39 protein-coding genes are annotated in these 26,597 nt (G+C 63.6%); 23 read left to right on the top strand and 16 right to left on the bottom strand.

What is annotated here, in order from left to right:
* Window positions 1-7: 7 nt before the first annotated feature.
* The 15 genes from DIE13_RS01105 to DIE13_RS33765 all read right to left on the bottom strand — a co-directional run bounded on the left by DIE13_RS01105 (window position 8) and on the right by DIE13_RS33765 (window position 11,227).
* Window positions 8-1,045, bottom strand: coding sequence for a DUF2184 domain-containing protein (locus DIE13_RS01105; protein ID WP_124825416.1), 1,038 nt, complete (start codon window positions 1,043-1,045; stop codon window positions 8-10).
* 10 nt (window positions 1,046-1,055) lie between these two features.
* Window positions 1,056-1,544, bottom strand: coding sequence for a hypothetical protein (locus tag DIE13_RS01110; RefSeq protein WP_124825417.1), 489 nt, complete (start codon window positions 1,542-1,544; stop codon window positions 1,056-1,058).
* Window positions 1,545-1,556: 12 nt separating this feature from the next.
* Window positions 1,557-2,864: a DUF2213 domain-containing protein gene (locus DIE13_RS01115; protein WP_124825418.1), complete on the bottom strand. Its 1,308-nt coding sequence runs from the start codon at window positions 2,862-2,864 to the stop codon at window positions 1,557-1,559.
* Between the two features lies 1 nt (window position 2,865).
* Window positions 2,866-3,510, bottom strand: a complete 645-nt coding sequence (locus DIE13_RS01120; RefSeq protein ID WP_230204651.1) for a phage minor head protein — start codon at window positions 3,508-3,510, stop codon at window positions 2,866-2,868.
* Window positions 3,449-5,032, bottom strand: a complete 1,584-nt coding sequence (locus tag DIE13_RS01125) for a DUF1073 domain-containing protein (RefSeq protein WP_124825419.1) — start codon at window positions 5,030-5,032, stop codon at window positions 3,449-3,451. Before DIE13_RS01125 ends, DIE13_RS01120 begins: the two co-directional genes overlap by 62 nt.
* Window positions 5,029-6,630 carry a TerL protein gene (locus tag DIE13_RS01130; protein ID WP_124825420.1) on the bottom strand — a complete coding sequence of 534 codons (1,602 nt, stop codon included), beginning with the start codon at window positions 6,628-6,630 and terminating at the stop codon, window positions 5,029-5,031. The genes DIE13_RS01125 and DIE13_RS01130 overlap by 4 nt, the downstream gene beginning before the upstream one ends.
* 1 nt (window position 6,631) lies before the next feature.
* The gene (locus DIE13_RS33210; RefSeq protein WP_124825421.1) at window positions 6,632-7,129 is read right to left on the bottom strand and encodes a helix-turn-helix domain-containing protein; all 498 of its coding nucleotides are present in this window, start codon (window positions 7,127-7,129) and stop codon (window positions 6,632-6,634) included.
* A gap of 120 nt (window positions 7,130-7,249) precedes the next feature.
* A complete protein-coding gene (locus DIE13_RS01140) occupies window positions 7,250-7,909 on the bottom strand; it encodes a hypothetical protein (RefSeq protein WP_124825422.1) in 660 nt (219 codons plus the stop codon).
* On the bottom strand, window positions 7,906-8,235 hold the full coding sequence (locus DIE13_RS01145; protein ID WP_175786519.1) for a hypothetical protein: 330 nt from the start codon (window positions 8,233-8,235) through the stop codon (window positions 7,906-7,908). The genes DIE13_RS01140 and DIE13_RS01145 overlap by 4 nt, the downstream gene beginning before the upstream one ends.
* Window positions 8,236-8,245: 10 nt before the next feature.
* Entirely contained in the window at window positions 8,246-8,722 is a 477-nt protein-coding gene (locus DIE13_RS01150; protein WP_124825423.1) for a RusA family crossover junction endodeoxyribonuclease, read from the bottom strand.
* Entirely contained in the window at window positions 8,719-9,837 is a 1,119-nt protein-coding gene (locus DIE13_RS33130; protein WP_124825424.1) for a DUF1376 domain-containing protein, read from the bottom strand. The genes DIE13_RS01150 and DIE13_RS33130 overlap by 4 nt, the downstream gene beginning before the upstream one ends.
* Complete coding sequence (locus DIE13_RS01160; RefSeq protein ID WP_089425295.1) at window positions 9,834-10,052, bottom strand: hypothetical protein; 219 nt, start codon at window positions 10,050-10,052, stop codon at window positions 9,834-9,836. Before DIE13_RS01160 ends, DIE13_RS33130 begins: the two co-directional genes overlap by 4 nt.
* Complete coding sequence (locus tag DIE13_RS01165) at window positions 10,049-10,273, bottom strand: hypothetical protein (protein ID WP_027787544.1); 225 nt, start codon at window positions 10,271-10,273, stop codon at window positions 10,049-10,051. Before DIE13_RS01165 ends, DIE13_RS01160 begins: the two co-directional genes overlap by 4 nt.
* 289 nt (window positions 10,274-10,562) lie before the next feature.
* Complete coding sequence (locus DIE13_RS01170; protein WP_124825425.1) at window positions 10,563-11,024, bottom strand: hypothetical protein; 462 nt, start codon at window positions 11,022-11,024, stop codon at window positions 10,563-10,565.
* Window positions 11,021-11,227, bottom strand: coding sequence for a helix-turn-helix transcriptional regulator (locus DIE13_RS33765; RefSeq protein ID WP_124825426.1), 207 nt, complete (start codon window positions 11,225-11,227; stop codon window positions 11,021-11,023). The genes DIE13_RS01170 and DIE13_RS33765 overlap by 4 nt, the downstream gene beginning before the upstream one ends.
* Window positions 11,228-11,298: 71 nt before the next feature.
* Here DIE13_RS33765 and DIE13_RS01180 point away from each other — a divergent pair, with 71 nt between their 5' ends.
* The gene (locus tag DIE13_RS01180) at window positions 11,299-11,700 is read left to right on the top strand and encodes a helix-turn-helix transcriptional regulator (protein ID WP_124825427.1); all 402 of its coding nucleotides are present in this window, start codon (window positions 11,299-11,301) and stop codon (window positions 11,698-11,700) included.
* A gap of 710 nt (window positions 11,701-12,410) precedes the next feature.
* On the opposite strand, the gene DIE13_RS32740 is transcribed toward DIE13_RS01180, so the two are convergent.
* Entirely contained in the window at window positions 12,411-12,599 is a 189-nt protein-coding gene (locus tag DIE13_RS32740) for a hypothetical protein (RefSeq protein ID WP_185731179.1), read from the bottom strand.
* Between the two features lie 547 nt (window positions 12,600-13,146).
* Here DIE13_RS32740 and DIE13_RS01190 point away from each other — a divergent pair.
* The 22 genes from DIE13_RS01190 to DIE13_RS01295 all read left to right on the top strand — a co-directional run bounded on the left by DIE13_RS01190 (window position 13,147) and on the right by DIE13_RS01295 (window position 26,586).
* Window positions 13,147-13,527 (top strand): DUF1566 domain-containing protein, encoded by a 381-nt coding sequence (locus tag DIE13_RS01190; protein ID WP_124825429.1) that lies wholly within the window; start codon window positions 13,147-13,149, stop codon window positions 13,525-13,527.
* 93 nt (window positions 13,528-13,620) lie between these two features.
* Window positions 13,621-13,986 carry a hypothetical protein gene (locus DIE13_RS01195; RefSeq protein ID WP_260435005.1) on the top strand — a complete coding sequence of 122 codons (366 nt, stop codon included), beginning with the start codon at window positions 13,621-13,623 and terminating at the stop codon, window positions 13,984-13,986.
* A gap of 131 nt (window positions 13,987-14,117) precedes the next feature.
* A complete protein-coding gene (locus DIE13_RS01200; RefSeq protein WP_124825431.1) occupies window positions 14,118-14,447 on the top strand; it encodes a hypothetical protein in 330 nt (109 codons plus the stop codon).
* On the top strand, window positions 14,447-14,629 hold the full coding sequence (locus DIE13_RS01205; protein ID WP_124825432.1) for a hypothetical protein: 183 nt from the start codon (window positions 14,447-14,449) through the stop codon (window positions 14,627-14,629). The genes DIE13_RS01200 and DIE13_RS01205 overlap by 1 nt, the downstream gene beginning before the upstream one ends.
* A complete protein-coding gene (locus DIE13_RS32745; RefSeq protein WP_185731180.1) occupies window positions 14,626-14,790 on the top strand; it encodes a hypothetical protein in 165 nt (54 codons plus the stop codon). The genes DIE13_RS01205 and DIE13_RS32745 overlap by 4 nt, the downstream gene beginning before the upstream one ends.
* Window positions 14,790-15,599: a RecB family exonuclease gene (locus tag DIE13_RS01210; RefSeq protein ID WP_124825433.1), complete on the top strand. Its 810-nt coding sequence runs from the start codon at window positions 14,790-14,792 to the stop codon at window positions 15,597-15,599. Before DIE13_RS32745 ends, DIE13_RS01210 begins: the two co-directional genes overlap by 1 nt.
* A gap of 14 nt (window positions 15,600-15,613) precedes the next feature.
* A complete protein-coding gene (locus DIE13_RS01215) occupies window positions 15,614-16,672 on the top strand; it encodes a hypothetical protein (protein ID WP_124825434.1) in 1,059 nt (352 codons plus the stop codon).
* A gap of 12 nt (window positions 16,673-16,684) precedes the next feature.
* Window positions 16,685-18,451 carry an AAA family ATPase gene (locus DIE13_RS01220; protein ID WP_124825435.1) on the top strand — a complete coding sequence of 589 codons (1,767 nt, stop codon included), beginning with the start codon at window positions 16,685-16,687 and terminating at the stop codon, window positions 18,449-18,451.
* Window positions 18,448-19,071: a 1-pyrroline-5-carboxylate dehydrogenase gene (locus DIE13_RS01225; RefSeq protein WP_124825436.1), complete on the top strand. Its 624-nt coding sequence runs from the start codon at window positions 18,448-18,450 to the stop codon at window positions 19,069-19,071. The genes DIE13_RS01220 and DIE13_RS01225 overlap by 4 nt, the downstream gene beginning before the upstream one ends.
* Window positions 19,072-19,160: 89 nt before the next feature.
* Window positions 19,161-19,523: a DUF1566 domain-containing protein gene (locus DIE13_RS01230; RefSeq protein WP_124825437.1), complete on the top strand. Its 363-nt coding sequence runs from the start codon at window positions 19,161-19,163 to the stop codon at window positions 19,521-19,523.
* 30 nt (window positions 19,524-19,553) lie between these two features.
* Entirely contained in the window at window positions 19,554-20,018 is a 465-nt protein-coding gene (locus tag DIE13_RS01235) for a DUF1566 domain-containing protein (protein WP_124825438.1), read from the top strand.
* A gap of 14 nt (window positions 20,019-20,032) precedes the next feature.
* On the top strand, window positions 20,033-20,389 hold the full coding sequence (locus DIE13_RS01240) for a four helix bundle protein (RefSeq protein ID WP_059723702.1): 357 nt from the start codon (window positions 20,033-20,035) through the stop codon (window positions 20,387-20,389).
* Between the two features lie 343 nt (window positions 20,390-20,732).
* Window positions 20,733-21,728 (top strand): RNA-directed DNA polymerase, encoded by a 996-nt coding sequence (locus tag DIE13_RS01250; RefSeq protein WP_124825645.1) that lies wholly within the window; start codon window positions 20,733-20,735, stop codon window positions 21,726-21,728.
* Window positions 21,729-21,738: 10 nt separating this feature from the next.
* Window positions 21,739-22,134, top strand: coding sequence for a hypothetical protein (locus tag DIE13_RS01255; protein WP_124825439.1), 396 nt, complete (start codon window positions 21,739-21,741; stop codon window positions 22,132-22,134).
* A complete protein-coding gene (locus DIE13_RS33215; protein WP_260435006.1) occupies window positions 22,131-23,429 on the top strand; it encodes a hypothetical protein in 1,299 nt (432 codons plus the stop codon). The genes DIE13_RS01255 and DIE13_RS33215 overlap by 4 nt, the downstream gene beginning before the upstream one ends.
* The gene (locus DIE13_RS01265; RefSeq protein WP_124825440.1) at window positions 23,422-23,643 is read left to right on the top strand and encodes a hypothetical protein; all 222 of its coding nucleotides are present in this window, start codon (window positions 23,422-23,424) and stop codon (window positions 23,641-23,643) included. Before DIE13_RS33215 ends, DIE13_RS01265 begins: the two co-directional genes overlap by 8 nt.
* Complete coding sequence (locus DIE13_RS01270; RefSeq protein WP_124825441.1) at window positions 23,636-23,950, top strand: hypothetical protein; 315 nt, start codon at window positions 23,636-23,638, stop codon at window positions 23,948-23,950. Before DIE13_RS01265 ends, DIE13_RS01270 begins: the two co-directional genes overlap by 8 nt.
* On the top strand, window positions 23,947-24,222 hold the full coding sequence (locus tag DIE13_RS01275) for a hypothetical protein (RefSeq protein WP_124825442.1): 276 nt from the start codon (window positions 23,947-23,949) through the stop codon (window positions 24,220-24,222). The genes DIE13_RS01270 and DIE13_RS01275 overlap by 4 nt, the downstream gene beginning before the upstream one ends.
* A 12-nt stretch (window positions 24,223-24,234) precedes the next feature.
* Window positions 24,235-24,609, top strand: coding sequence for a hypothetical protein (locus DIE13_RS01280; RefSeq protein WP_124825443.1), 375 nt, complete (start codon window positions 24,235-24,237; stop codon window positions 24,607-24,609).
* On the top strand, window positions 24,606-25,256 hold the full coding sequence (locus tag DIE13_RS01285) for a hypothetical protein (RefSeq protein WP_124825444.1): 651 nt from the start codon (window positions 24,606-24,608) through the stop codon (window positions 25,254-25,256). Before DIE13_RS01280 ends, DIE13_RS01285 begins: the two co-directional genes overlap by 4 nt.
* Window positions 25,257-25,338: 82 nt before the next feature.
* Window positions 25,339-25,683: a DNA-binding protein gene (locus tag DIE13_RS01290; RefSeq protein WP_124825445.1), complete on the top strand. Its 345-nt coding sequence runs from the start codon at window positions 25,339-25,341 to the stop codon at window positions 25,681-25,683.
* Window positions 25,684-25,701: 18 nt separating this feature from the next.
* Window positions 25,702-26,586, top strand: coding sequence for a DUF5131 family protein (locus tag DIE13_RS01295; protein ID WP_124825446.1), 885 nt, complete (start codon window positions 25,702-25,704; stop codon window positions 26,584-26,586).
* Window positions 26,587-26,597: the final 11 nt, after the last annotated feature.

Here is a 26,597-nt window from a genome sequence, read left to right on the forward strand (position 1 = left end):
TGTCCCCTTATACGCCGTCGCGGTAGCCGATCGTTTCCGGATACACGACTTCGACGACACCGAGCCGGCCGAAGTACGTCGTCAGCTGGCGGATGTCGCGATATTCGAGCGGCGTGCGCTGCAGCGGCACGAGCGGGAACCGCACGCGGTTCTTGTCCTTCGTGTACGCGACCATGCGGTTCGTGCTGCTCGCGCCTCGCCCGGTGAGCCACTTCGACGGGTAGATCTCGAGCGGACGGCCGTTGATCGCGTTCGACAGCGAGTTGTTCTTCAGGAACTGCAGGATGCTGATGTTGCCCGCGCTGCTCACGATTTCCGAGTTCAGGCGCGAGAAGTTCAGCGGGTCGATCAGCAGGCGCTCCGGGCACACCGCATATGCGGACGCTGCCCACACGCTGTTCAGCAGCTCATTCACGTCGGCGAGCATCTGCGCCGGCGTCGCGGAGCCCCAGCCACCGGTGATGGCATTGCTGGTATTCGTCACCGAAGCCGCGTTGACGAGGCCGGTCACGCCGAGGATCGGATCGCCGATGTATACCTGCTCATCGACGTCCATGTTGTGCTTCAGCTGCATGCCCTCGAACTTCTGCTGGTCGACCGGACGGCCCAGCTTCTGCGCGGATTCGAGTTCCGGGATCGTCCAGCCGATCTGCATGCCCCAGAGGGTCAGCGGGTTCGGCGTCTTGCCGATGTCCAGCGACAGCCCTGCGATCGCGCTTGCGTCCTTGCCGATCCACGACTTGCCGTTCGGCGAAGCGCCGCCGGCGGCCGCGAACGTCGAGTTCGTGAACGACGACACCTCGTCGGCGATCGACACGTCCTCGCGGAGGTCGATGTCGCGCGACCAGGTGACGGACGCGAGCGGCATATGCAGCGTCTGGTCAAGCCGTTCCAGCTCGCCGACGAGGAACGAGCCGGTGCTGTCGATCGTCGCCGCGTCGAAAGTCATCAGCGCGTCGCGCGTGCGTGCGCGGATGATCGCCGGCGCGCCGACGATGGCGATACCCGCTGCTCGGGCGAGCAGCGATTTGTTATGAGTCGTCATGTCGGCTCCCTTAGATGTTGTAGGCGATTTCGACGTTGCCGGCGGCATCTGCAGCTGCCATGAACGTCGCGCCGGTGATGGCGATCGTGTTCGTGCTGTCGGCAGCCGCCTCGATTCCGCCAATCGGCTTGCCGGCAGCTGCAGCGGCGACACGCACGTACACCTGACCGTCGAGCGCTGCGACACCTGCATTCAGCTGAACGGTCATGTAGCCACGGCGCAGTACATCAGCTGGCCCCTTGGTGGGGGGCGTCGACGTGCCGACGGGATCTTGCGAGCTCTGCGTCGGGTACGGACGCACGAGCAGACCATAGACGGATGTAGCGGCATCACCCGAGCCGATCGGCACGAACTTGCCATTCGCGATCTTGCCGAACAGGCCATACGCCGAGAACGGGTTCGTCGAATCGAAGAACGCGGTTTCGACGGTTGCCTGCGACTGCCGGCTGATGTCGCCGGGAATGCCCGAAGGCATGCGAAACAGAATTGCGTTGCCCATGTGGCACTCTCCTTATTGGCCGGCCCGCTTGGACCAGAATTCCGCGTTGCGCTTGTTGATGTCGGCGATCGTGGTGGCCTTGCCGAAATCACGCGTGTTGACCTTGCCGCTCGAGGCGCCGGCGTTGTTCTTCGCCCGCATCAGCTCGGCCGCACCGGTGAAGATGGTGTCGACGACGCGTGCCGGCATGGTGTCGAAGTCCGGAGCGCGGCCACCGAGGAACGGCGTGATAGCGGCGCGGCCGGCATCCGTCTCGTACGCCTGGTCCAGCGCCTTGCGCTGGCAGCGGCAGAGCGCGGCCGCGCGGTCCTTCGTCTTCAGGCCATCGAGCGTCGGGAGCTTGACGCCCGGCGCGAGGATCTCGGCGCGTGCCGGGATGAGGCGCGCGGAGTCGCCGGTGTACAGATCGACGCCCGACTGATCAAGGCGGCCAGCGGTCTCGGCTTCGATGATCGTGTCCTTCGTCGTATCCGGATCGTCATCGTCCTCTTCCTCATCGTCGTCCTCGGTTTCGCGCTCGCGGTCGGCGTCGCGCGCTTCGATGCGCGCCATGCGGCGATCGAGCGAGCGCAGCGTCTTCAGGATCGCGGCCGTGTCGCCGGTGCGCCCTTCGCGTTCGCTGGCTTCACGGCGCTCGCGCTCTTCCTCGGACTCTTCGTCCATGGATTCCCGGCCTTCCTTCAGCGCTTCCTCGACGCCGGCTTCGTCCTTGGCCTTCATGGACTTCATCAGGCGATCGAGCCACGCCGGCCGGCGCGAGGGCTTGCTGTCTTTCGTCTTCATCTCGGGTTCCTTATCGCCGATCGCGCAGCGCGGGCCGCAGCGGCCGCGAGGGACGATGGCTACGTGGTTGACAACGATGTTCCGCTGTACCCCGCGGCCGGGTGATACCTGTTCGTAGTCGGCCTCGTAACCGAGGCTGACCTCTTCGATTTCTTCGTCCTGCACCGCCTCGATCGCTTCCTGCGCGGTGATCAGCAGGTCGGCCAGGATCAGGTCGTTCTCGATGCCATCGCCGCGGCGGATGTTCAGCATCACGCCCTTGCCGAGCGCGGAGAACGTCGCAGGGGTGACGAAGTCGTCCGGATGGTCCAGCGTCACCGGCTTGCCGGCGCAGCTCGCGAGCGTCTCGTCGCGGAACACTTCGTCCGGCGTGCGACTGATGCGAATCAGGCCGTCCGGTCCCGCCTCGATCGGCACTTCGCCATCGGCGTACAGCATCTCGCCGGTGCGCGCGACGGGAACGTCCTCGCACAGCAGGAAACCCTCGGGGGTGAGCGAACGCTTCGGCCCGAGCTTCTGGATCGTGTAGAAGCGCATGTCAGTCCTCGGAAATGATCGGTTCGGCCCAGCACCGGCAGTTCCAGATCTGACCGGGATGGAACCGCATGACGCGGCCGTTTTCGTCGACCTCCGGCGGGTCGTTCCAGGCGCAGACCTTGCCTTCCATCGCGCGGTGACCGGGCCGCACGTCGCTGTCGCCGCTGGTGCGCCAGATGTAGTGCGTGCTGCCGACGGCGAGCGCGCGGGCTTCCGTCAGCGACGTCGCTGCGCGCGAAACCTCCGTGCGTGCGATCAGGTCGGCGCGGCTCTTTGCAACCTCGCCCGATCGCTGAATCTCCTTCGAGATCGCAGCCGCGCGCGTGCTGTCTTCGAGCGCCTCGATCGTGAGTCGGTGCACGCGCTCGGCGGCCTCCAACGGGATCGATTTGATCAAACCCACCTGCTCAGCCATCAGCGCGCGCATCGTCTCGCCGGTCGGCGCGCGCCGCAGCTCGTCGCGCAGCGCGCGCGACATGTCGGCCGCCTGCTGCATCCATGCCTGCTCGTCGCGCCGGTTCAGGTCGTCGAGCAGGCGTGCGGCGGTGACTTCCGCCCACGGGCCGAGTGCCTCGGCATACCGCCTAAGCAGCTGCTCGATCGTCGGCGCGTACGCGGGATCGCCAGGCGGAAAGCCATCGACCAACGCGCCCACCTGTTCGGCGATCTTGCGGAGCTGCGTCCTTAGCTGACGCTCGGGAGCGGCCAGGCGCACCGGGTTTCGGCGTCGCTTGCGGTCCGTCGTTCGGGTCATCAGCATCAGTGGGAAGCTCCATCTCGGCCGCCGGCGGCGGCTCGTCTTCGGCCTGCTTGATTTCCTCGTCGGTGATCGACGAGAACACGCCGGTCCGATGCGCCGACGCGCGCAGCTCCTTCATGCCGCCGGACGGGGAGATCAAGCCCGCGTCGACTGCCTTCGTCACCGCGTCGGTGATCGTGTTCGCCGTCGCCGCCTTCTGCTCGTCCGTCATCTGCCAGAGCGCGCGGAAGTCGTATGAGAAGCCCTTCGGAGGGGCTTTTCCGAGGATCGAGCGGAACATCACCTCGAACAGCACGTTCAGCGGGCGGCGTAGCCGGCGCTCCTGCTGCTGCTTGATGTTGTCGTAGTACGTGCGCAGGTCCGATTCGCCGGTGGCGTTCAGGCCGGCCGGTGACTGACCGAGCAGACGCACGAGCGGGATCTGCAGCGCGCCCGCGAGCTGCTGCGCGAACTGCAAAAGCACGGCATCCAGACCGGTGAACCCGTACTGGTCGATCTGCATTTCGTCGTCTGCATCGATCAGCGACAGCCCTTCGTTGGACTGGAACCGACGAATGAAGTCGACGTTTTTCAGCAGCGCCTCGAGCGCCGGGCCGCCCATTGCGATGATCTTGCGCAGGTCCTTCACCTTCATCGTGCGAAGGTGCGCCTTGAACACGAGCTGTGCCGCGCCCATGGTCGTGCTGTCGAACGCGACGAGCCGGTCGATCAACCGCTCGATGACGGACTGACCCCAGAGGTTCTCGGCGATGCGCTGCCAGTACGGCAATGTGACGCCGTCGAAACGCAGCACGCGGCTGTAGTGGATGCGCTGGCGCGGGAGCGCCATCGAGTCGGCCACGACGTCGTAATACCGCGGCATGCCAAGCTCCGGTCCCGGTTCCTGCACCAGGTCCGTGAGCGTCGGTTGCACGAGCCAGCGGTCGAGCACGCAGATGCCCTTGAACTGCCCCTCGGCGATCGAATCGAGCCGCAGCGGCTTGGATGCGTCCTGGCCGTCGATCATCATGACGGCTAGCGCTCCGCCGTAGAGGCGCGCCCACTTCACGGTGTCGCAGAAGCTGTCCCAGATCGCGAGATTTTCGAAGCCCTGATTCAGGGCGTCCTTGTCCTCGGGATCGATGTCTGAGCCGATCTCGACGCCCATACGCGTCATATCTTCGGCGACGACGTCGACGGCCTGGCCGACGATCCACGACGACCGGTACATCGCCTCCATCTGCACGCGGTTGCGCGAGATGAAGTCGAAGCCGTACTGGTACGCCGATGCCTGGTTCGGCGTGCCGAGGCCAACACGTGCCTCGAAGTTCTGGAAGCTGTCGGGCGTGAGCCAGCGTTTCGCGTTGGCGGAATCCGCAGCCATCGCGCGGTATTGCCGCTGCTCGGCCTTGCGTTGCTTTCGATTCATCCCGCCGACCCCAACTTTGTCCAGATATCCAATACCTGCCCGGCCGGCTGATACGCGATCATGACCGCGTCAGCCAAGTTCGGCGATTTCGTGCCGTCCGGCGCCTTGTCGATAACGATCTTCCCGACGCCGTTCACTGTGTAGGTCGGTTGGGCGAGCTCCATCGTCAGCGCGGACAGCTCGTCCAGCGCGGGGTCGATCGAGATGATGTCGTCGGGGTTGTACGGCTTGCCCTCGGCGACCGCGCGATATGTCGCCTGGAAGCGCAGCCGTAGTGCCCACCACGCCTGCGCCTTCAGGTTCGCGAAGTAGTCCTTGTTCTTCCGCTCCTGCACCATCTCGCCTTCCGGGTCATGCACCGGCCCGGAGCCGCGGAACGGCTCGTCGTTGATCGGCCGCTTGCCGATCTCGATTCGCCGCTCGTTGATCACGCGCGCGTCGCCGCGCACGCCGGCGCCGAGCCCGTCGGCGTCGTAGTCGAACGACTCGTAGCCCAGCTCGTCGCAGATGCCGAAGGTCTTCTCGACGGTCTCGTAGATGTCGCCGCCCTTGCCAGACCAGGACCGCAGGAAGTTCAGCAGGAAGCCGTAGCGGCCCGCGAATGCGTTCTTGTCCTTGCCCTCGTCGGCCACATCGAGACCGCCGCGGCGCAGGCCGCTCGGTTCGATGCCGAGCTTCACATGCGCGCCGATCGCGGCGTGCACCCATGCAGACGGGATCACGACGCCCTCGACGGACGCCGCGTAGTTGATGTCGATCTCCTGCGCGACGACGACGGCCGGCAGCTCGGCGACCTGCTTCGCGTACCATGCGTCGTCCTTGCGCGGGTCGTCGCGCCAGTGGAACGTGAAGACCTTGATCTTGCCGCTGTGCCGCCGCTGGGCGAACGAGTTGCCCATGCCGTTCGGCGTCGAGATGTCCTGGCGGCAGTTCGTCGTGGCCGACAGCGACGCGTCGACCAGCTGCGGTCGCTCGAGGAACGCCGATTCGTCGACCACATAGAAGCTGGCGCGGTCGCCGCGTCCGATACCGTCGCCCGACTCGCCGGTGATCACCGAACCCGTGTCCGGAAACAGGATGCGCATGTGCGGCGCGTGCGTACCGATGTCCCATGATCCGCGGAACTCGGCCGGCAGCAGCCGCAGGAATTCGCGCGCCTTCCAGAACAGGCTCTTCGGTGCGCCGATCTTGTCGACGTACTCTTCCTTGCGCGAGCCGAACCCGGCCGCGACGCCTTCGTGGAAAAGGCAGATCGTGTCGGCCAGGCCGACCGTGAGCCACGACATGCCCATGTCGCGGGTCTTCTCGGTGATGCCGGGCTCCTGCGCCTTCCAGCGCTCCATGAACCACTGGCACCACTCCTCCTGCTTCGGGAACAGCAGGAACGGGATCGTCGCCGGCAGCCCGCGCTCGACGTTACGCGGATCGAACGTCATGCCCCAGTCAATGATGAACTGGGCCGGGTTGTCGCGGTAGAACGTGCGCAGCGCCGGCAGCATGCCCGGGTTCGCGCGGATGCGCTTCAGCCGCTCCGCTCGCCATTCGAACACCTGCACGTAGTCCGGTGCGCGGAAGTCGAACGGGAACGGGATGGGCATGCTACGGGTTCATGAGCTTGGCGTAGATTTTCGCCGCCTCGACAGGGTCGTTCGTCACGGTGGAAATCGACTGAACCGGACCGCCGTCCTTGCCGGTTATCTCATGCTGCGTTCGGTCGCGCCATTTGGCGGGCTGGCGGTTGCGCAGCCAAAGAGATGCGGCAGGCGTGTCAGGGGGGTAGTGCTCGGTATAGGGCACCACGAGCTCAACGCCCTCGTGCTGCATGATCTTGACCGCAGGATGCGAATATCCGAGCGCGCGTTGGTAGAGGCGGTCGGCAACTTCGGCATCAGCCAATGTCTTCCCGCGCGTGATGGACTCGCAAAACTCGGTGTGGTCATGCTTCCATCGATTGATGGTGGCTTCGTTTACTCCGAAGAAATCAGCCAACTCTTTGTCGGTAGCGCCCAGTAGGCAAAGCTTCCGCGCCTGCTCTGCATATTCCGCCCGATAGCGGGACGGGCGTCCGACGCGTTTCGGTTCGGTCTTTTTCGGCATGGGGCACCAATGAAAAAGCCCGCTTGCTTTCGCTCAGCGGGCTTTGGTCGCAACTCTGCAATATGGCGAAAATCTACACCCTATCCGCCACATTTGCAAGGGGAATTTCGCCGCCGCCCTTTATGCCTCAACGGCCTCCGCGATCGTCACGTTGTTTCGCTCGAAGAGAGGTGTCAGCCGCTTCACGGCTTGGTGTTCCAGCGCGATGAGTCGTTTCCGGATAATCTGCGCGTTGCGCTCGAGCGTCCGGACCGTGATGTGCGTTTCCTCTGAGATTGCTCGATACGACAGCCCGTCATGGCGCAGTCGCGCCTGCGAATGGCCGGCAATCAGCGCCATGATTGCTTTGCTGTCCGTCACGGTCAGCGACGGCCTCAGGTATGTCCGCATCTCGACTAGCGCCCGCTTCCACTCGGCCGACGGCGGAATTCCAGGGTCTGCCGCGCGCGTGGCGCTTGCGGGACGCGACGGCATGCCGCAGGCATAGCGGAGCCATACCGCATTCCGCTCAGGCTTCAGCAGATGATCACGCACCGCGCCGACGACCATCGCACACTGGGCCCGGATTTCGTCACCGTTTAGCCCCTCGAAGTTGATCGTCCCCGACGAACTGCCGTAGAGGTAGTCGAGAAACTCAGCCTGGCGCTTTGTCAGGTGGCCGACCGATTCGAGGATCTGGATCAGCGCAAGGCGGAACTGCTGCTTCTGCCTCGGCGGCAGCGATATCATGAGAAAGCTGACGTGCAGCGCCTGTTGCGTGCCCTCGAAGATGGCGCTCATCGAGCACCCCGCGTCGTCATGGCCAGCGTCTGGTGGCTAGCGAGCCAGCCGGCATACCCCGTGAGGTGGCTCGTGAAGTCCGGGCGGATGCGCGTGTCGACATGTCCTTCGCCTCCACACGTGCCGGCCAACGAGAACATGCGGCCGCGCTTCTCTCCGCTGCGGACGTCGACGCGCGTCGCAGCGCGATCGCTCGCGAGCAGATGCCGCACGGTCGACAGCGGAACGTTCGCGTTGCGCGACAGGTCGTGCGCCGTATAGCGCTGCCCGGGCTTCATGACCGACAGCACCGTGTCGAGGGTGATTTTCGTGGTTTTCGTCTTCAAAGGGCCCTCCCTATGCTCGCTGCAGGTTCAGTTCGATGACTTCGACGCGCACGCCGGGCGTTCGCGTATAGCGTTTCAAAACGCATGCGTCGACGATCTGCGCGTCGTCGATATAAGCGATGCCGTTCAGACCGTCCTCGATTGCCTTGGCGACGTTGCTCCAATCCGGCTTCTTGGTGGGGCCGATCTCGCCGGCGGCCGCAGCGCGTTGACGCTTCTGCGACCAGCTCGTCGGGATGGGCATGCCGATGTGCACCACGAGGCGGATCGGGCCGGCGTATGGCTCGGTGCTGCGCATCGCAACGCTTGCGGCCATCTTCACGAGGTTCTCGTAGCGCGCGGTCTTCTCGGGCGTATGCGTGCGCACGTGGCCGCCCTGGCGGGAGAAACGAGGCCGGCCCTTCGCGACAGGCGTGCCGGGAACGGTGAATTCGACGCTGCGCATGGCGAGCGGAGCCGCGATCAGCTGCTGTTGCTCGTGGCTCATCGGCCGGCCTCCAGGATCGAGCCGGCCGCGATCGGACCGGCGCTGTTGCGAAATGCGCGGTTGTGCTCGTCCCACCACGGGCCATCACCCGCAGCGCGCAGCACGCGCAACTTGAAATCGGGACACGTCTCGTGCTCGCCCTGCTCGAGGCCGAGCGTGCGACCGTGCGCGACGATTCCGGGCCAGGTCGTATGCCATGGGCCGGCGGCCGCGCCAGGCGAAGTGGCACCGGTACGGCCGGTGCGCTGCGCGATCGCCTCGGGCAGCAGCGAGTTCAGCAGGCCGATGTTCAGCGGCTGGGTCGAGCCCTCGCGCTTCCGGCGCAGCAGCCCGACCTGGATCGCCGTACGCAGGTCGATGGGGGTCGCGCCGAGCGACGGCCAGCTGCGCACGCGTTCGTCGTCGGCGGCAAAGCCGACGCCACTCGAGCGCAGGATCTCGACGAAAGCGGCGGCGGCGTTCTGCGCCTCGTCCGCTACTGCCTGTGCTGTGCCGCCGCCGCTTGCTTTTAGGTTTACTTCTCCCTCTCCCTCTCTATTGCGATCGGGGGGCGAATCGGGGGGCGATGCGTCATGTGATCGGGGGGCGATCGGCATGCGATCGCGACTCGAATCGGATACGATCTTTTTCACCTGGGTTTTTCGCAGCCATTCTGATTGCGGGGCGATCGCCTGCAGAAGGTTCACGGCCTCGATGATCTGCGCGCGCACGCTCTCGGTATCGACTTCGATACCCCACCGCTTTGCGTTGCCTGTCGAGCCCGACAGGCTGCTCGTCAGCTTCGAGATCCACGCCTCGAGTACCTTCTCCGCGACCACCGGGTGATAGAGGCGGCCATCCGCGCATTTCACCCAGCCACGCAGCGCGTGATCCTTCACACGCTTCCAGTTTTTCGCCTGAGACAGGTGACCCAACATGCGGTCGTCGGCCGGCAGGCTCGCGGCCGGTATCTGATGCCAGCTCTCCAGCCACAACGTGATCGCGGCCGCGCGCTCATCGCCGCTGCCAAGGATCCATGTCTCGGACGTGAGCAGGCGCTTCACTTCGAGCGGCATGAACGGAAAATCGCGGAGGTTGCAGTCCGCGGGGGTGAGGGGATTCGGGAGGTCGTTCACGGCTGTTGCTCCTCACCATCGGTCCCAGATTGGGCCGCTTTGGGCCGCTTCTCGAACTCGATGACGAGCGGGTGCATGGCGCCGTATGCGCCGCGTAGCACCTGAATTCCCAGGAAATCGGTAACGGGGATGCCCTCCGCCGCCGCACGCATTGCCAGATCAGCTGCTTCGGCCACTGGCAGCAGGACCGCCTGCTCTACGCGGCGACCTGTCATGCATTCACCTGTGGGCCAGTCTGTCCCACATCGGCACTGACGCCCGCGAGCTGTACGGGCAAAGTACCAACAACGCCGAACAGCGCCACTTCCGCAATGCGGTTGAGCGCGGCGGAGTCGGAATCGATGCCGTGCAGCTGCTTGTAGAACTGGAGCGCGTCGTACACGCGATCACGCAGCCGCGTTTTTACTTCGTTTCGAAATTCGGCGCGTCTTGACATGACGATAGCCCCGATTTTTATTGAAAAAGATGCGAACCACCGCTATGCGAGAATTAAGGCTCTTCCCTTCCTCAACCACCACACAACGGGGTTCGCATGAACATAAGCATCGAAATCGGTTTCACCAGCCGCGCATTGCGCGAGGAAGAACCGACCCAACGCTTCGAATACCAAGTCGGGATCCCCTTTCCACAAATCGGAGATCACATCACCTTCGAGTACACGGCCGGACCAACAACATTCTTGGTCGTAGATCGCGACTTCACCTTCAAAACTGGCGGAGTGACCATCAAGCTTGTGATGGATCTTCCCGAAGATCAGAGTGCTGGCAGCGACAGCCTCGAGATTTGGAAGAGGCTCGGGCAGTAGCGGCTGAATTCGCATCGGCGATCGCTTCGTTCAAACGCGACACCTGCACGACGATTGCCTTAATCAGCGCAGGAGCCGCGTCAGCTGCGTTTTCCGCAGTGACGTGGCCTGCGCCACAAATGACCTCGCAAATTGCTGCGGTCATGATCTCGACCTGCCGATCGCTGATGCGCCTATGGGTGGTCACCGCCGTACGCGGCGCCTCTTTGGTGCTCGTGGGGTTCACGTTGCCTCGCTCGGAGAAAGTCAGAAAATTCTTCATTGCGCGCCATATGCGCATTGCTGGGGAGAAGTACATGCGCGGCGTCTCGCGGACGGCGTCGACGAAAGAAGCGCCGTACGACAGCGGCGCCGGCTGCGGCCGCGGGATGAGTTTCTTCACTTCGCCTCCTTCGCCGATTCGGCGAGCTTCTGTTCATACAGCTTTATGAGCGCTGAAGCGATGTGGTACGACGGCCTGCTCTTCCCTATCCGTCCACTCTGAATTTCCGAGATCGTCGGTTGTGAGCAATCAACGGCACGAGCGATCTCCACCTGGCTCATGCCAAGGCGCTTGAGTTCTAGAGCTATGAATTGAAGGTCCATAGCCGAATTATAGGTTTGCCGATGTCCGTGTCAATAGGCAAACCGATATCACTTTATATAAGAATGCCTATATGACGATCGACACCTACGGGAAACGCCTCCGGAGCGCACGCAAGGCGGCCCATCTCACCCAGAAGCAGCTTGCCGATAAAGTCGGCCTGCAGCAGGCCACCATTTCCGAACTCGAAAATGACGAGTACAGCGGCTCCGCCAAAACCGCTGAGATGGCCGAAGTACTTGGGGTCGACGCTTTGTGGTTGGCACAAGGAACTGGCGACAGATATGTCGGGGCTGGCGCCCTCGGCACGTCAGGCGCCTCCCTTGCGGCTGCCGTGATTGCCGCAAGTTCTGAAGCAAAGGAAGCGATTCGCGCGATCCTGCGTGCAGATCGCGCTGGTGAGTCCCCTGAAACGTTCAAGCTGGTACAGCGGCTCTTTCCGGGCAATGATGAGGAAGCGAAGCTCGAACGGTGAGCTCCGCCAATACACTTCTGGCCTCTCGATCATCGAGCGGATCCAGCGATATGTCGTCAGCGATATAGAGGCGCGTCGCAACATACCCCCCGTCAGTCACGCGCCTCGCAAGAGCCGGCTCGCCCAAAAGCAAAATCCGCCATTTCCTCCCCGGCCGCCTCGACTGCACGAGAACGACACTCCCCACGAGCAGCTCGTTCCACGCCGAGTTGATCCTAGCCAGGTCTCCTGGCTTGCACCGCAAAGTCCCCCGCCCTTCGCCGCCGCGCCGCATGGTTCCTCCCGTAAACGTCGGCCATAGCACTGTATATTTGTACAGTATTTTGCATTGATTCGACGGACTGTTCAATATCATTCCGTGAACGCTTAATCGTCCGACGTCAGTTCCTATCTTTCCGCTTACGGCCTCTCGCCGCGCCTCCTGTATAGGTATTTCTATCGCTGTTACAAATTCGGATCGGAAATATCGGCAAACCTATTGACTTGGCGTATCGGTTTCCCTATATTTCATCCCAACGCAGCACACAACGCGCTGCGCGACGAGCCGGAGGGCGATGTGAATCTGGACTACCTGAGTGAGGAATTCGTCATGGAGGTACTGCGAACGGCTATCGCGCGCAACCCTCGTGCGGACGGAAAGAAACTGATCGACATCGTGATGGGCGCGATCCAGATCTGCATTGATGCGGACCGCGCCATAGAGCGCTACGTCAAGCGTTCGGAATGCTCTTGTAGAACTCTGCAAGAACCGTCACGAGATCTTTGATGTACTTCGCGTCCGTCTCGCCGGGATCGCTAAATTGCCCAGTTTGAGACGGAAGTTTGATCGCTTGACCTGCAATGAGGTCTTTTAGCGTTTCTTTGGCATTCAAATAGGCCAAATATTCAGGACTTGCCATATGCACACTCCTTGTGCGTGGTTGTGGGACCAATAAGTTAGCACGGGGAGTTGCATTAGCCGGAACGCCACGGAATCAGGCGTGACAGCCGGAGAGACGGCACAGGACAGATCGAAACGGTGAAGCAATGTAGTAGCGGCTCGCTGTCTGCACGTGACGCGTGCACTGATGAGACCAGCGCCAACGGGCGCGCCTCTAAAGAGGATGCTCTTTAACAATCGAAGGTATGCCGGGACCGCACATGCGGAGCAACCGGCCGGCGCGATCAGCGTCGTGAGTCGGGACGGACGCAGCGGAAGACCGCTGTGCGTCGAGCGAGCCTGATGCAAGACAGCCAGCAACACGTGACCGATGGCGTGGTAATCGGCACAAACCTCGCGCGGCCCGAAGCCGGCACGGCCGGGAGTAGTCGGGCGCGCGAGTGAAAGCAGTTCTGACCGATGGCGGTTCGTTCTTCGAGGCGCCACCGGTGAGAGCTGCAGCAGCAAGCACCGTTTGCCGTTTCACACTCAAATTTACTTAGTACTTCTTCCGATATGGAGTTTCTATGAACGCGCTCACCCCCACCGCTGTATCCATTCCGCAGCTCGCCGACGGCGAGATCTACATCGGAATCGTCACGAACACGGCTGGCGAACAGCATCACGTCGTGTTGCTTCCGGGTGACAACGACGATGCGACGTGGCAGTCCCAGATGGAGTGGGCGAAGTCGATCGGCGGCGATTTGCCGACGCGCGTCGAAATGCTGTTCCTGCTGGAAAACCATCGCGACGAGTTCGAGCGCGACGCGTACTGGACGTGCCAGCCGGACACCGATCCGGGCTACTCCGGCTGGGCGTGGTACCAGCACTTCGGCGATGGCGGCCAGAGCAACGACCCCCAGAGCTACGAGTTGCGCGCCCGCGCCGTCCGCAGATTGCCCATTTAACCCTTCGTCCATTTCAACAGCATGGAGGGTGCAATGCATCTGGACAATCCCACTGTCGAAAACGTCCGCACGCTCCCTGCGCGTATGGATGCTATGGCCGACCGCCGACAAGCGGCAGGCGACGACGCGGCGCTGGCGCGCGATGAGCGCAACGAGGCAATCGCGGAAGGCGTCACGTTCGACGTGTTGCCGTTCTCGGCCGACCAGATCGCGGTGCTCGACGCCGCGCTGCGCCGCGGCTACATCGAGGACGTGTACGAGGTCTGGAACATGTGCCAGGACGTTCTCAAGGCGGAAATAGCGCGCCGCATCGCAGGCGCCGATCTCGCTGCTGTCGCACCACGCTTCGCACAGACGATCTGCTCGGCATGCGGCGCGGAACTCGGCCCCGGCAACGCTGGCGTCAGCCACTGCGCCGACCACGGCGCAGCCGCCCCGCGCCTCTTTCGCGGGATCTGATATGGCCCGCTTCGTCATAGGCGTAAGCGCCATCCTGATTCTTGCGCTCGTGATCCTGGTTGTGGACCGGGTCAAACGGATATCCAAAAACGACCACTGGCATCACGACTGATGCCTCCTCGAGGGACCAAATGGACATGATCAAACATGCGACTGGGCCGTGGGAAGCGTGTGAGCCTGGCGATTACCTTGACTACGACGGAAACTGCATCGTCGTACTCGGAGAAGACATCCGAATCTGCGTGGTGCTCGGCACCAGTGATGAATCGAAGGCGACCGCACAGCTGATCGCGGCGGCTCCGGACATCGTCACAGCGCTGCGGCTCGTTGCCTCGAAAACCGTGCTCACGTCCGGGATCCGCGCTGTCGTCGACGCCGCGCTCGGCAAGGCCGGCTACTCAGTACCTGTGCCGGTCGCTGACCCCGTGCGCCATGTGCGTGTCTGTGGCGAGGGTCTGTGATGCGCACGCTCACGATTCCCCGCGCACCGACCGACAACACGCTGCTGCGCGTCGCCGCGCGCGCGCCGCGCATGCGCCGCGCCGCAGAGGCCGGCGCGTGGATGGTCGCCTACGGCTTTGCGATCGCCGGCCTCTGGTATGGCTCGTTGCTCGCCGGCCCCTACCTGCGGAGCCTCGGATGACTCCCTTCGATTTCCTCGGCGCGCTGCTCGAACGCATCCACGCGCGCAGTCCGGTCGTCAGCTACATCGTCGCAAGCTTGATCGCCGCCGTGTGCATGTATGCCGTCGCCACCCTCAATGCCGACGGCACCAGCGCTGTCGCTAACCTCGTGAGAACCTGATGAACCCGTCCGTCTATACCGTCCGCGCGTCCAGCTGGGGCGCACTCTTCGACTGCGCATACCGCTGGGAGGGCATCCACCTCCTGAATATGCGCAACGTGGTCGGCCTGCGTGCGGCGCTCGGCACCGCGATCCACGCTGGCACGGCCGTGTTCGATCAGGCGCGCCTCGACGGCTCCGGCCTGACCGTCGACGATGCCGCTGGCGCGTTCGTCGACAAGCTGCGCGACCCCGAGAACGAGTTTGACCCGGCTCGCGACGACCTGAGCATGTCGGACGCCGAGCGCATCGGCCTGTCGCTGACGACGAAGTACTGCCTCGAGGTCGCGCCGCGCTACAACTTCGTCGCGGTCGAGATGGAAACGAAGCCGCTCGAAATCGACTGCGGCGGCGGCGTCATCGTGCGCCTGACAGGCACGATGGACCGCGCACGTGTGCGCCGTTCAGCGGCCGGCGTCGGCATCGCGGATCTGAAGAGCGGATCGTCCGCAGTCCAGAAAGGCGCAGCCGTCACGAAGGGGCACGGCCCGCAGATCGGCACGTACGAGCTTCTGTACGAGCACACGACCGGCGAGGAAATCGGCGACACCGCCGAGATTATCGGCCTGAAAACGAAGGGCACGCCCGAGGTCGCGACCGCTCCGATCGCTAACTCGAAGCGCGTGATGGTCGGCACCGAGGAAGCGCCCGGGCTGATCCAGTTCGCCGCGGACATGTTCCGGTCCGGCCGCTTTTACCCCAACCCGAAATCGTTGCTGTGCGACAAGAAGTACTGCCCGCGCCACGGCACCTGCCAGTTCCACGACTAACCCGCGAGATCTCCATGTCAACGCCTACCACTCTCGAAGCTATCCGCAATCCCGCGCCGCGCGAGGCATCGCTTCCGCCAGTCCGCGCGGGCTTTTTCGACCTCCAAGGCTTCGAGCTGTTGCAGCGCGTCGCCAAGGCGTTCGCGTCTTCGTCGCTGGTCCCCGCGCACTACCAAAACAACGTCGCGAACTGCATGATCGCGCTGAATCTCGCACGCCGTCTTGGCGCCGACGAACTGATGGTCATGCAGAACCTGTACATCGTCCACGGCAACCCCGGATGGTCGAGCAAATTCCTGATCGCCAGTGTGAATACCTGCGGCCGGTTCGAGACGCTTCGCTACGAATGGCGCGGCACCGAAGGTAGCGACGACTTCGGCTGTCGGGCATGGACGATCGAAAAATCGACCGGCGAGCGCCTCAATGGCACTTGGATTGACTGGAAGATGGTCAAGGCCGAAGGCTGGAACAAGAAGAGCGGCAGCAAGTGGCTCACGATGCCCGACCAGATGTTCGTGTATCGCTCAGCGGCGTTCTGGCAACGGGCCTATGCTCCCGAAATCAGCATGGGCCTCTCGTCACAGGAGGAGCTGATCGATACCGTCGAAGTACGAGCCGACGGAACGGTCGCAGTGACCAGTACTCTCGAAGAACTGCGCAACGGCCGCGCTCAACCTGCGGAGGAAGTGCCGCGCGGCGCCGAGCCGGCGCAGACCGGTCCCGCGACGGAATCGCGCGCGGCCGACATGCCTCCGGTAGCTACCCGAGCAGATCCGGTCGACGACCAGGACGAGCCGCGCGGCGAGGCCGGCCAGAGCCAAGGCGGGTTTGAGTTCGACGTCGACGGCCTGGTGCGCGGCATTCGCGAGGACATCGAGTCCGCGGCGACTGCCGAGGATCTCGACCTCGCGCGCAGCGCGATCGCCGGCGTGCCGGACGAAGCCGCGAAGGCGGACCTGAACGCGGCGGCATCGGCGCGCATGCGCGCCATCACCGCGGCTGCCGAACAGGCGCAGCAACAGCCGCGAGCCGGCGCGCCGCGCCGCGCACGCGGACCGATCAGCGCCGACTAACCGGAACCTCCCATGAAGATCACCGACATCTATGTCTCGAAAGTGCTCGGGATCCACGCCGCGGACCTGCGGCTGTCGAAACCCGTCGCACTCTTCGCCGGCCCGAACGGCGCCGGCAAGAGCAGCCTGCAGGAAGCCGTGCGTATGGCGCTCACCGGAGACACCGTGCGCGTCGCGCTGAAGAAGGAATACGGCTCGCTCGTCACCGAGGGCTCGGACGCTGGCCAGATCGTCGTCGCGTGCGGCGAGCATGCGAACAGCATCATGCTGCCCGGCGGAAAGATGAAGCGCGAGCTCGCAGAGGATCCACGCCTTCCGCTCGTGCTCGATGCGCAGCGTTTCGCGCAGCTCGACGCCGCCGCGCGCCGTGCGTTCCTGTACGAGCTGATGGGCGTGAAGATCGGCGCGAAGGAAATCCGCGAGCGACTGGTGGACAAGCTGACGTCTCCAGCCCGCGTGATCAAGTTCGCTGTCGACGCCCAGCTTGAGGCAATCACGCCGATGCTTCGCGCCGGTTTCGAGGCCGCGCAGAAGGAAGCGGCGGATCGCGCACGTGGCGCGAAGCAGGCATGGCGCGCGGCGACTGGGGAAACATACGGCAGCCAGAAGGCCGCGGATTGGCGCCCGGCGTCGATCAACTTCGACGCGGCAACGCTGCGCAAGCTCGAAGGCGAACGCGCGTCGCTCGACGGCGACGTCGGCGAGTTGCAGCGCCAGATCGGCGCGGCCGAGGCCGACGAAGCCTCCGCGCGCGCCCGCGCTTCGAAAATCGCCGCGCTGCGCGACAAGGCATCCGGTTACGCGAAAGCCGCCGAGCTGGCGCAGCTGGCCGACGACCAGGTCGCAGAGTTCCAGCCGCAGGTCGACGCGATGCGCGTACGCGCCGGTGCCGCACCAGCCGGCACGGAATGCAGCTGCCCGGAATGCGGCGCGCTGCTGCGTTTCCTGCATGGTGCGCTCACTGCCGCGACCGCGACCGGTATGCGTGACGAGGAAGCGATCGCGAAGCTGCCCGAGTACGAGCGCAGCCTCACGGTGCTGCAAAACGCTGCCCGCAATCGCCGCGCCGAACTCGAAGCGGCTGACGCGGCGGCGAAGCAGCTGAAGGACCTGGAGAACGAAGCAAATGCCGGCGCTTGCGACTCATCGGGCGAAGCGATCGACGCGGCGCGCCGCGAGCTCGGCGCGCTGATGCAACGCCGCAAGCAGCTCGACACGGACATCGGCGCCGCGCGCGACGCCGAGCGCCGCGCCGCCGCCGCAATCGAGGTCACGGGTAAGGCTTTCGCACTGCATCAGGACGTGGCCGCTTGGGAAGCAATCGCCGACGCGCTGGCGCCGAACGGAATTCCGGCCGACCTGCTGCGCGAAGCGCTGACCCCGATGAACGAGCGCCTGACCGCGCTCGCCGAGCTGTCTGAATGGGCCGACGTCACGATCACGCCGGAAATGGAGATCCTCGCGAACGGTCGTGCATACGCCCTACTGTCGGAATCAGAACGCTGGCGCGCCGACGCGCACATCGCCGCGGCGATCAGCCACTTCTCGGGCCTGAAACTGCTCGTTCTTGATCGCGCCGATGTGCTGGTCGGACCAGAGCGCGACCGGCTGCTGTACTGGCTCGACGACCTCGCATACGCCGACCAGGTCGACACGGCGCTCGTGTTCATGAGCCTGAAAACGCCACCCACCGGGCTGCCCGAAGGCATCGAGGCATTCTGGGTCGAGGGTGGACAGGTCGGCGCCACCGCGCCGAGCGCCATACGGGAGGCAGCGTGAGAGAGGACATCGAGCGGTATCTCGCTGATACGTCGGAAGCCACGGCGAAGGCAGTGGCGACCGGAACCGGGCTTCCGCAGCTCGACGTGACGAAGGAGCTGAACCGCATGCTTGGCGATGGGCTGGTCGAGCGCGAGAAGCGCGCGGGCGGCGGCAACGAGTACGTGTACTGGCTCGCGCGCGCAGTGAAGGCGCCCCCGCCGCCTGGCGACACGCCGCCGGCCGCAGCCGCGCCGGCGCTGGCATCGGTCGGCCTGGTCGATAAGTCGCTGGACCCGAACGTAGGCGTCATCGACGTTGCACGGGTCATCGCGGACCTGCGCGCCGACGTCGAACGCCTCGCGGCCGAGCGCGACGCCGCGCAGCAGAAAGCCGACACCTGGCGAGCGAACGCTGCGGCTCTCGAGGCCCGCATCGACGAGCTGACGCTCGGCCCGGTCGGCACACGCGCGCCGCTGTTCGTCACGGTCGGCCGCAATTGCAAGCCGCAACGCCACGAATCGCTGGAGAAAGCCCAGCGTCGCGGCAGCGCACTCGTGCGCAGCGAGAAGGAATCCGAGGTGCTCGTGCTCGAACCAGTCGGCCGGATCGTGCGCGGCACGCAGTGGATGCCCCGCTGATTCAACAGAGCCTATCCCGCGCGGCATACCTCGGTCCGCGCGGCATTCGAAGGGCGCCAATCGGCGCCCTTCTCTTTTCCGGAGAAACCATGCAGATCCAGCTTCCTACGCTCGCCGACGGCGAGATCTATCTCGGCGGCTTCGTCGACAAGAACGGAGACGTCACGCACACGATCCTGCTACCCGGCGACAACGATCGCGCAACATGGCAGGAACAGATGGAATGGGCCAAGAGCATCGGTGGTGATTTGCCGACGCGCGCCGAGCTCGTGATGGCCTACGAACAGCACCGCGACCTGTTCGAGACGGCTGCGTACTGGTCCAACACGCCGGACGACGATCCCGATTATGCCGGCTGGGCGTGGTGCCAGATCTTCGACGGTGGCGGCCAGTGCAACCCCCACCAGTACGACGAGTTGCGCGCCCGCGCCGTCCGCAGATTGTCGATTTAACCCTTCAGCCATTCACAATCGGAGCATGCAATGACGATCACGCTCGAACAGATCGAAGCAGATCACGCGCGCATCGCCGCGATGATCGACGAGTTCAAGAAGCAACCGCGGGCGACCGAGTACCACGTCGACGCCGTCACCATCCCGCTCGCGGCGGGCGAGCGCATCGCCGGGCAGATCCTTCTCGAAGATGGCTCGTTGAGCCACTACCTGATTCTCCTGCCGGGGGAGGCCGAAGATCTGGACTGGGAGGCGGCGAAGGCATGGGCCGCCGAACGTGGCGGCGAACTGCCGACGCGGCGGGAGCAATCGCTCCTGTTCGCGAACCTGAAGGGCGAGTTCGAGCCGGCCTATTACTGGTCCGGCGAGCGCCATGAATCGAATTCCGGCTGGGCGTGGTACCAGGGCTTCTTCAGTGGCGACCAGTACGGCGACCACCAGACCAGCGAGTCGCGCGCCCGCGCCGTCCGCAGATTTATCCCTTCAGTTTTTTGATTATTTAACCCACCGTGGCACTGCACAACCAACTTCCGATATATCGAGCGGCCTACGGGCTGCTCGATGACGTTACCAACCTGGTCAAGAACATGCCCCGCGACTTCAAGCGCAGCATCGGCGAGAAGATCAGCGCGGAATGCATCGAGATCATGGTGTTGGTGTTCCGCGCGAATGTCGCGGCCGACAAGGCTCCGCACCTCGTCGAATTGCTTGAGCGTCTGCAGGTGATCGAGCTGCTGCTTCGTCTCAGCATGGACAAGCGCCTTATCGCACGTGACGGCTACGCAGCTGCCGTCGAGAAGACGACGAGCATCGGGAAGCAGGCCACAGGCTGGAAGAACGCCGCAAACCGTCGCCCGCTCCGCTAAGGTCAAGGCCTTCGCGGCTGAGCGATATATCAATCTGGTCGTGCCGCTGGCTCACAAGGCCACCGCCATGCGCAATGAGGAAACCAGCCGCCGGCGTGCGGAAAGGTCCAGCGCAGTTTCCCGACTGAGCAATCGGCCGGGCGACGTAGATCGCACGATACCTCCGGCTGGGCGTGGTACCAGAACTTCAACAATGGCAACCAGAACAACAACCACCAGAACAACGAGTTGCGCGCCCGCGCCGTCCGCAGATCGAGGGCCATTTTCGTTCGCCGAGCTGGTCGACGCGTATCTCGACTGCCGGCGAACGAAGCGAAACAGCAATGCAGCGCTCGCGTTCGAAATGCGGCTCGAACGCAACCTGCGACGCCTGTACGACGAGCTGTCCGACGGCAGCTATATGCCCGGCCGCTCGAAGTGCTTCGTCATCACGCGACCGAAGCCGCGCGAAGTCTGGGCGGCTGCATTTCGAGATCGCATCGTGCATCACCTGCTTTACAACCGGATCGGCCCGCGCTTCGAGCGCAGCTTCATCGCCGATTCGTGCGCCTGCATCAAAGGGCGCGGCACTCTGTACGCCGCTCAACGCTTGGAATCCAAGGTGCGCTCGATCACGCAGAACTGGTCGAGACGCGCGTTCTACCTGAAGTGCGATCTCGCGAACTTCTTCGTCAGTATCGACAAGCGAATCCTGCTCGAGCTGCTCTTTGCGAAGATCTCCGAGCCGTTCTGGCGCGCGCTGACCGAGCGCGTGCTGATGCACGATCCACGGGCCGACTTCGAATACCACGGGGACCCGGCAATGATGGAGCTCGTCCCGCCGCACAAGCGCTTGATGGAACAAGCCGACCACCTCGGCCTGCCGATCGGCAACCTGTCGAGCCAGTTCTTCGCGAACGTGTATCTCGACGTTCTCGATCAGCGCGCGAAGCATGTGCTCGGCGCGCAGCACTACATCCGGTACGTCGACGATTTCGTGTTCCTGCATGAGTCGGCGGCACATCTGAACATGATCCTCGCCGATGTCACCGCGTTCCTGCCTGAGCGACTCGGCGCACGGATCAACCCGCGCAAAACCATTCTGCAGCCGATCGACCGCGGCATCGATTTTGTCGGCCAGGTCATCAAGCCTTGGCGCCGCGAGACGCGGAAACGCACGCGCAACGAAGCGCTGCGGCGCGTCGCCGAGACACCGGCCGGCGATCTGATGCCGGTCGCGAATTCGTACTTCGGGCTGCTGCGCCAAGCAACCGCCAGTCATCACGATCGTGCGCAGCTGGCCAACCTTCTCCGATCACTCGGCAAAGCCGTGGATCGGGATCTCACGAAGACTTTCTGAGGACCACACCATGACCGCCACCACCGACAAGGGCGCCGGAGCTGAACTCCGAACCACGTGGAGCCGCGACAACGAATATTTCTCGTGTGATGCGCTCGATGAGCTACTCGATATGCACGACGACCTGGCCGTCGGCGATGTCGTGTACTTCGGCGATGTTGCGCCGATTCCGACCAAGCACCTTTGCGACGCAGACGACATTATCGACATGCTCGGCGAGCGGGCCTATGACGAGGTTGGTGAAGCTGCCGACGACTACCCGAACATCTCGCCGGAAGCGAAAGCCGAACTGGAATCGCTGATTGCTGGCTGGATCGAAAAGCACGCGAAACCGACGTTCTACAGCGTCATCAACGTTCGCGAACACATCATCACCGCGGCTGACATGGAGGGCCGGGACCAATGACCGCCGACAAGAGCCGCACTGGTGCGCTGACGGACCACCTGCACATCCTGAGCGTCAACGAAGAAGCGATGGAGGAAGCCATCGAGCGATTCGACGGAAGCAGCACCGGCGAGGCGCTGAAGTGCGTGCTGCACGCGCAAAAGCAGCTTCGCGCGTTGCTCGTGACGTCTGTCGAGCAGCACGAAGCAGCGCCGGCCAAGCCATTCGCCTATTACACGGATTGGCCCGGCCGTCGAGTGTATGCCGCCGAGCCGCATGGCTTCAATGAGCCCGGCCTCGTGCTAGACGGCGACTCGATCAAGGATCATTGGCATCCGCTCGTCGAACCCTCCGCCCCGCTCGAAGGTACGGGCAATGGGGCGGATAAGCGGGCGGTGTTCGAAACTTGGGCGAAAGAGCGTTTCCCCGCCAAGTATTTGTCCAGCGACGCCAACAGCAACATGGACGACTACAGAGAATGCGCATGGGAAGGGTTCCAGCGTGGCTGCACCTATGCCCGCGCCCCTCGCACTGAGGTGGCGGGAGCGGTGCCGGAGGGGTGGAAGCTGGTGCCGGAAGTGATCACGCAGCCGATGATGCGCGCCAGCGGTATCGGCTCGCACTCGTGGGGATGCGCTCTCGAAGCCGCCCCGCAGCCTCCCTCCGCAGATGCAGCGGCAGCGTCGCAGCCCATCTCGTGCAAGTGCCGTAGGCTAGGAGACTGGGACGGCGCGCATCACCCGCTTTGCGACGGAGCAGCATCGCAGCCCGCATCGGCACCGGGGCAAGATGCGGTGTCGTTCCAGTCACGCGTGCAGCCGTGGATGCTCGCGTGCTTCGGTGCCGAGATAGCGGCCGATCGCATCGAGCGCAATCACCGGTTCCTTGAAGAGGCGCTCGAACTTGTGCAGGCGATCGGCTGCACCGCGAGCGAGGCGCACCAGCTCGTCGACTACACGTTCGGGCGGCCGAACGGCGAGCCGGCGCAGGAGGTCGGCGGCGTCATGGTGACGCTCGCTGCGCTCTGCCTCGCGAATGACCTCGACATGCACGCAGCTGGCGAGACGGAACTCGCACGAGTCTGGACAAAGGTCGAGCAGATCCGCGCGAAGCAGGCAGCGAAGCCGAAGCATTCGCCATTGCCGGAAGCCGCCCCGCCCGCGCAGGTCGCCACTCGGCAGGAGCTGACGGACGAGGAACGGGAAGCGATTGAATTCGCAGTCAAGTGGTTCGATCAGTCCGTGCTCCCCGACACGCCGTATGCCGGCTATTGCAAGGTGCTCCGTGTCCTTCTCGAAGGAGCCAAGCATGCCTGACATCAACAATACGCCCGCCAGCGAACACGACATCCCGATCGAGTGTTCGAAGACTCGGAAATGCGGCTGGAAAGGTGTGCATTCTGATCTCGTCGACGGTGGCCCTGCGAAGGGCTATTCCACGAAGCTCGGGATCAAACAGCTCGTGTGCCCGAAATGCGGGAACAACACGTACTACAAGCGCGAGCCGATTGAGGGAGCCAAGCATGAATAAGACGCTGACGAACAAGGCACGCGACACGATCCGAAAGGCGGCAACGAAACTGGATGAATTCGAGGACTCTGTCCGAATCTTCGGTGGCGACAGTGACGCGCGCCGTCTAGCGAGCGACCTTCGCGCCATCCTCGCCGCTCAGCAGCCGGAGCCGCGCGCGGAGGCGACGGTATCTATAGCGCGTGGCATCTGCATCTCGCTCGAATGTACCGCTCAGTGGCTGGAACATGGAAACGATCCGAAGGCGGCAGCAATAGAACTTCGGATGCAAATCGCGAAGATGGTCCGCGCGGGAGACGCATCATGAGCGAACTGACGAAGCACGACCAGGAGGCCGCGGCCTACTTCGCAACCCTCACGAAGGCTCCGCGCGTCGAGAGCTTGATCGAACGGTACAAGCGCCGCTTCCCCGGCATCGGCAAAGCATCGCTGGCGCGCTACTTCGAAGAGGTGCATCAGGCACTTGCGCCCCTTGCGCGTGAGTTAGAGCGTGAGAACGGCGAACTGCGTGCCGAGATCGACCGATTGAACGAAACGATCCGCGGATCGATGCTATTTCCCAGTCTGCTGAAGGGTTAGCGCCCCGTTCCGATGACCCAGGCTCTTGAGCTGATTCCGTCGTCCGCAGTGTGGACAGAACACATAAATGCCAAACGAATCGATCCCGATTTTCTCAGCATCGACGTTCCATTCCTTGTGGCATTTGATGCACAACCAAGTATCCATGACGACCTCCGCAGGGCAGAAGGACAGGAGATGAACAATAGGACAAATATGGCGGAACACAAGTCTGCACCGGTCGAAGGCTGGTATGTCGAGGTAAGCGCAGATGGTGAGCGTGTTCTGAGTACCACGGGTGACACTGTTGCTGCGCTTGATGGGTCAGGCGACCGATCAGGCGGTGAATCCGCGACGGGCGGATCGGCAAACACAAATGCTGCGTGTGAAGCGGGAGGCGAAGCGTGATCGATGTTGATTTGCTAGAAGGCGGAATTTCAGATGCCGACCTCTTTTCGTCTTTGGGTGTCAAGGCGACATCGGGACCGAAGCGGGGGACCCATTGCAGGAGTGGTCATCCGTTCAGTCCTGAGAATACCCTCGTCCTGAAAGGCGGTAAGCGAGTCTGCAAGATCTGTAAGAGGGCGAGGCAGAAGCGCCATCGCGACACAGGCGCGAAAGCGAGGTATAGGAAGGAATGCAGAAAGAAAGCGAGCGAACAGCTTGCGTTCCAGCGCGCACTTGATGTTGGCGGAACGCTCATTCCAACCCAGAGCGAGCGCGGCGACATGGTCGCGCTCTACGCCGATCAACTGAAGTCTATATCGGCGCGCCCATCTTCTACGAAGAAGGCCGAGTCACCAGAATCGCCCGCGATGGTCGTCGACGCGCTCGAGGCACGCAGCGGGCTCGCCTGCGCGATCGCAGCGATCAACTATGCGTTAACTGCGGAAGAGGGCATGACGTGGCTTTCGCTTTGGCGCGAGGGCCGCTTCGACGCGTGCCGCGATGAATGGCCGGATGCACCGGACGCTTGTTACCCAGAACCGGAGGCGGTGAATTCGAACACGAACTCCAATCTTGAAGTTGGCGATCGCGTTGGATCGGCGCAGTGAAGACGGGTTCGATCGACCAGCTTTTCGGGCTGCCCGTTTGTGTCCGATCGATAAATTGAGCTGACGAAGAGGTGCAGGTTTTATGGCAAACGCTCAAGTAACGAAGGCCTCGGTACTGAAGGTCCTTGGTAACTCCGAGATGACCGCTCACCACATTGCGGTTGTGCTCGACGCGAAGCAACAGAAGGTTCAGACCGTCCTCGACACGCTTCTGTACAACGGGCGTCTCGAGCTGATACCGAAGGCCGATCGGAACTTAGTCTATCGGCGCAAGAGGCCGACGGTGTCCGAGGCGCCGCAATCGTTGCCGCTCGATACGTCTGTCGCCGGACCCCAGATCGGGCCGAACCTCAGGTCCACATTGCTGGGCTATGACCGCGAAATCGCGAAGCGTGTCGCGCTTTGCATGGCTGTCCGTGGCCGATAGATCGCGAGGAGAAAGGCGATGGGCGAAAAGAGCGGAATATCCTGGTCCCCGTTCACATGGTCCCCATGGGAAGGCTGCCAGAAGGTCGGGCCCGGCTGCGATCATTGCTATGCCGAGAGCATGAATAGTTGGCTGCGCCGCGGCGAGAACTGGGGGCCAGGTGCCCCGAGGCGCACGTATAGCGACGCGCATTGGGAGAAGCCGCGCCGGTGGGACGCGGCCGCCGGCCGCGCCCGCCGGCGCGTGCAGGTGTTCCCCAGCGTGTGCGATCCGTTTGACAACGCAGCGCCCACCGCAGAGCGGATGCGCTTCGCGCAGTTGATCCTCGACACGCCGAACCTGATCTGGTTGCTGCTAACGAAGCGCATCGGCAATGCTGCTGCGATGCTCGCAGAGATGTTCCCGAACGGCACGCCGGATAACGTGTGGGTCGGGGCGACGATCGTCGACCGCACCGAGATGCTGCGCGACGCACCGAAGCTCAAGGCGCTCAACGTGCGCCTGCGGTTCTGGAGCGTCGAGCCAATGTTGGGCGACCTTGGCGAGATCCCTGCGAACTTGCTACCCGATTGGGTGATCGCAGGCGGTGAAAGTGGCCGACTCGCGCGGCCCATGCACCCCGTGTGGATCCAGTCGCTTCGCGATCAATGTGCGCGGGCGGGCGTGCCCTTCATGTTCAAGCAGTGGGGCATGTGGGCTCCGCGAGCGCACATGACTCGTCGCACGGGGGCTGTCGCGACCGCACGGTGGCTTCCGGCAGGCTGGCAATACGGACGCAAGTACGTGGGCCCAGTCGATGGCCCCAGCGACGATGAACCAGACCTGTACCGCATCGGGACGCGCGAAGCCGGGCGCTTGCTCGACGGCAAGCTGCACGATGAATTCCCTCTCGAACTGACGTAATCCCTCGGGCC

Origin of the sequence: Burkholderia sp. Bp9016, from assembly GCF_003857765.1 — a bacterium.
In the GTDB taxonomy this organism is placed as follows: Bacteria; Pseudomonadota; Gammaproteobacteria; order Burkholderiales; family Burkholderiaceae; genus Burkholderia.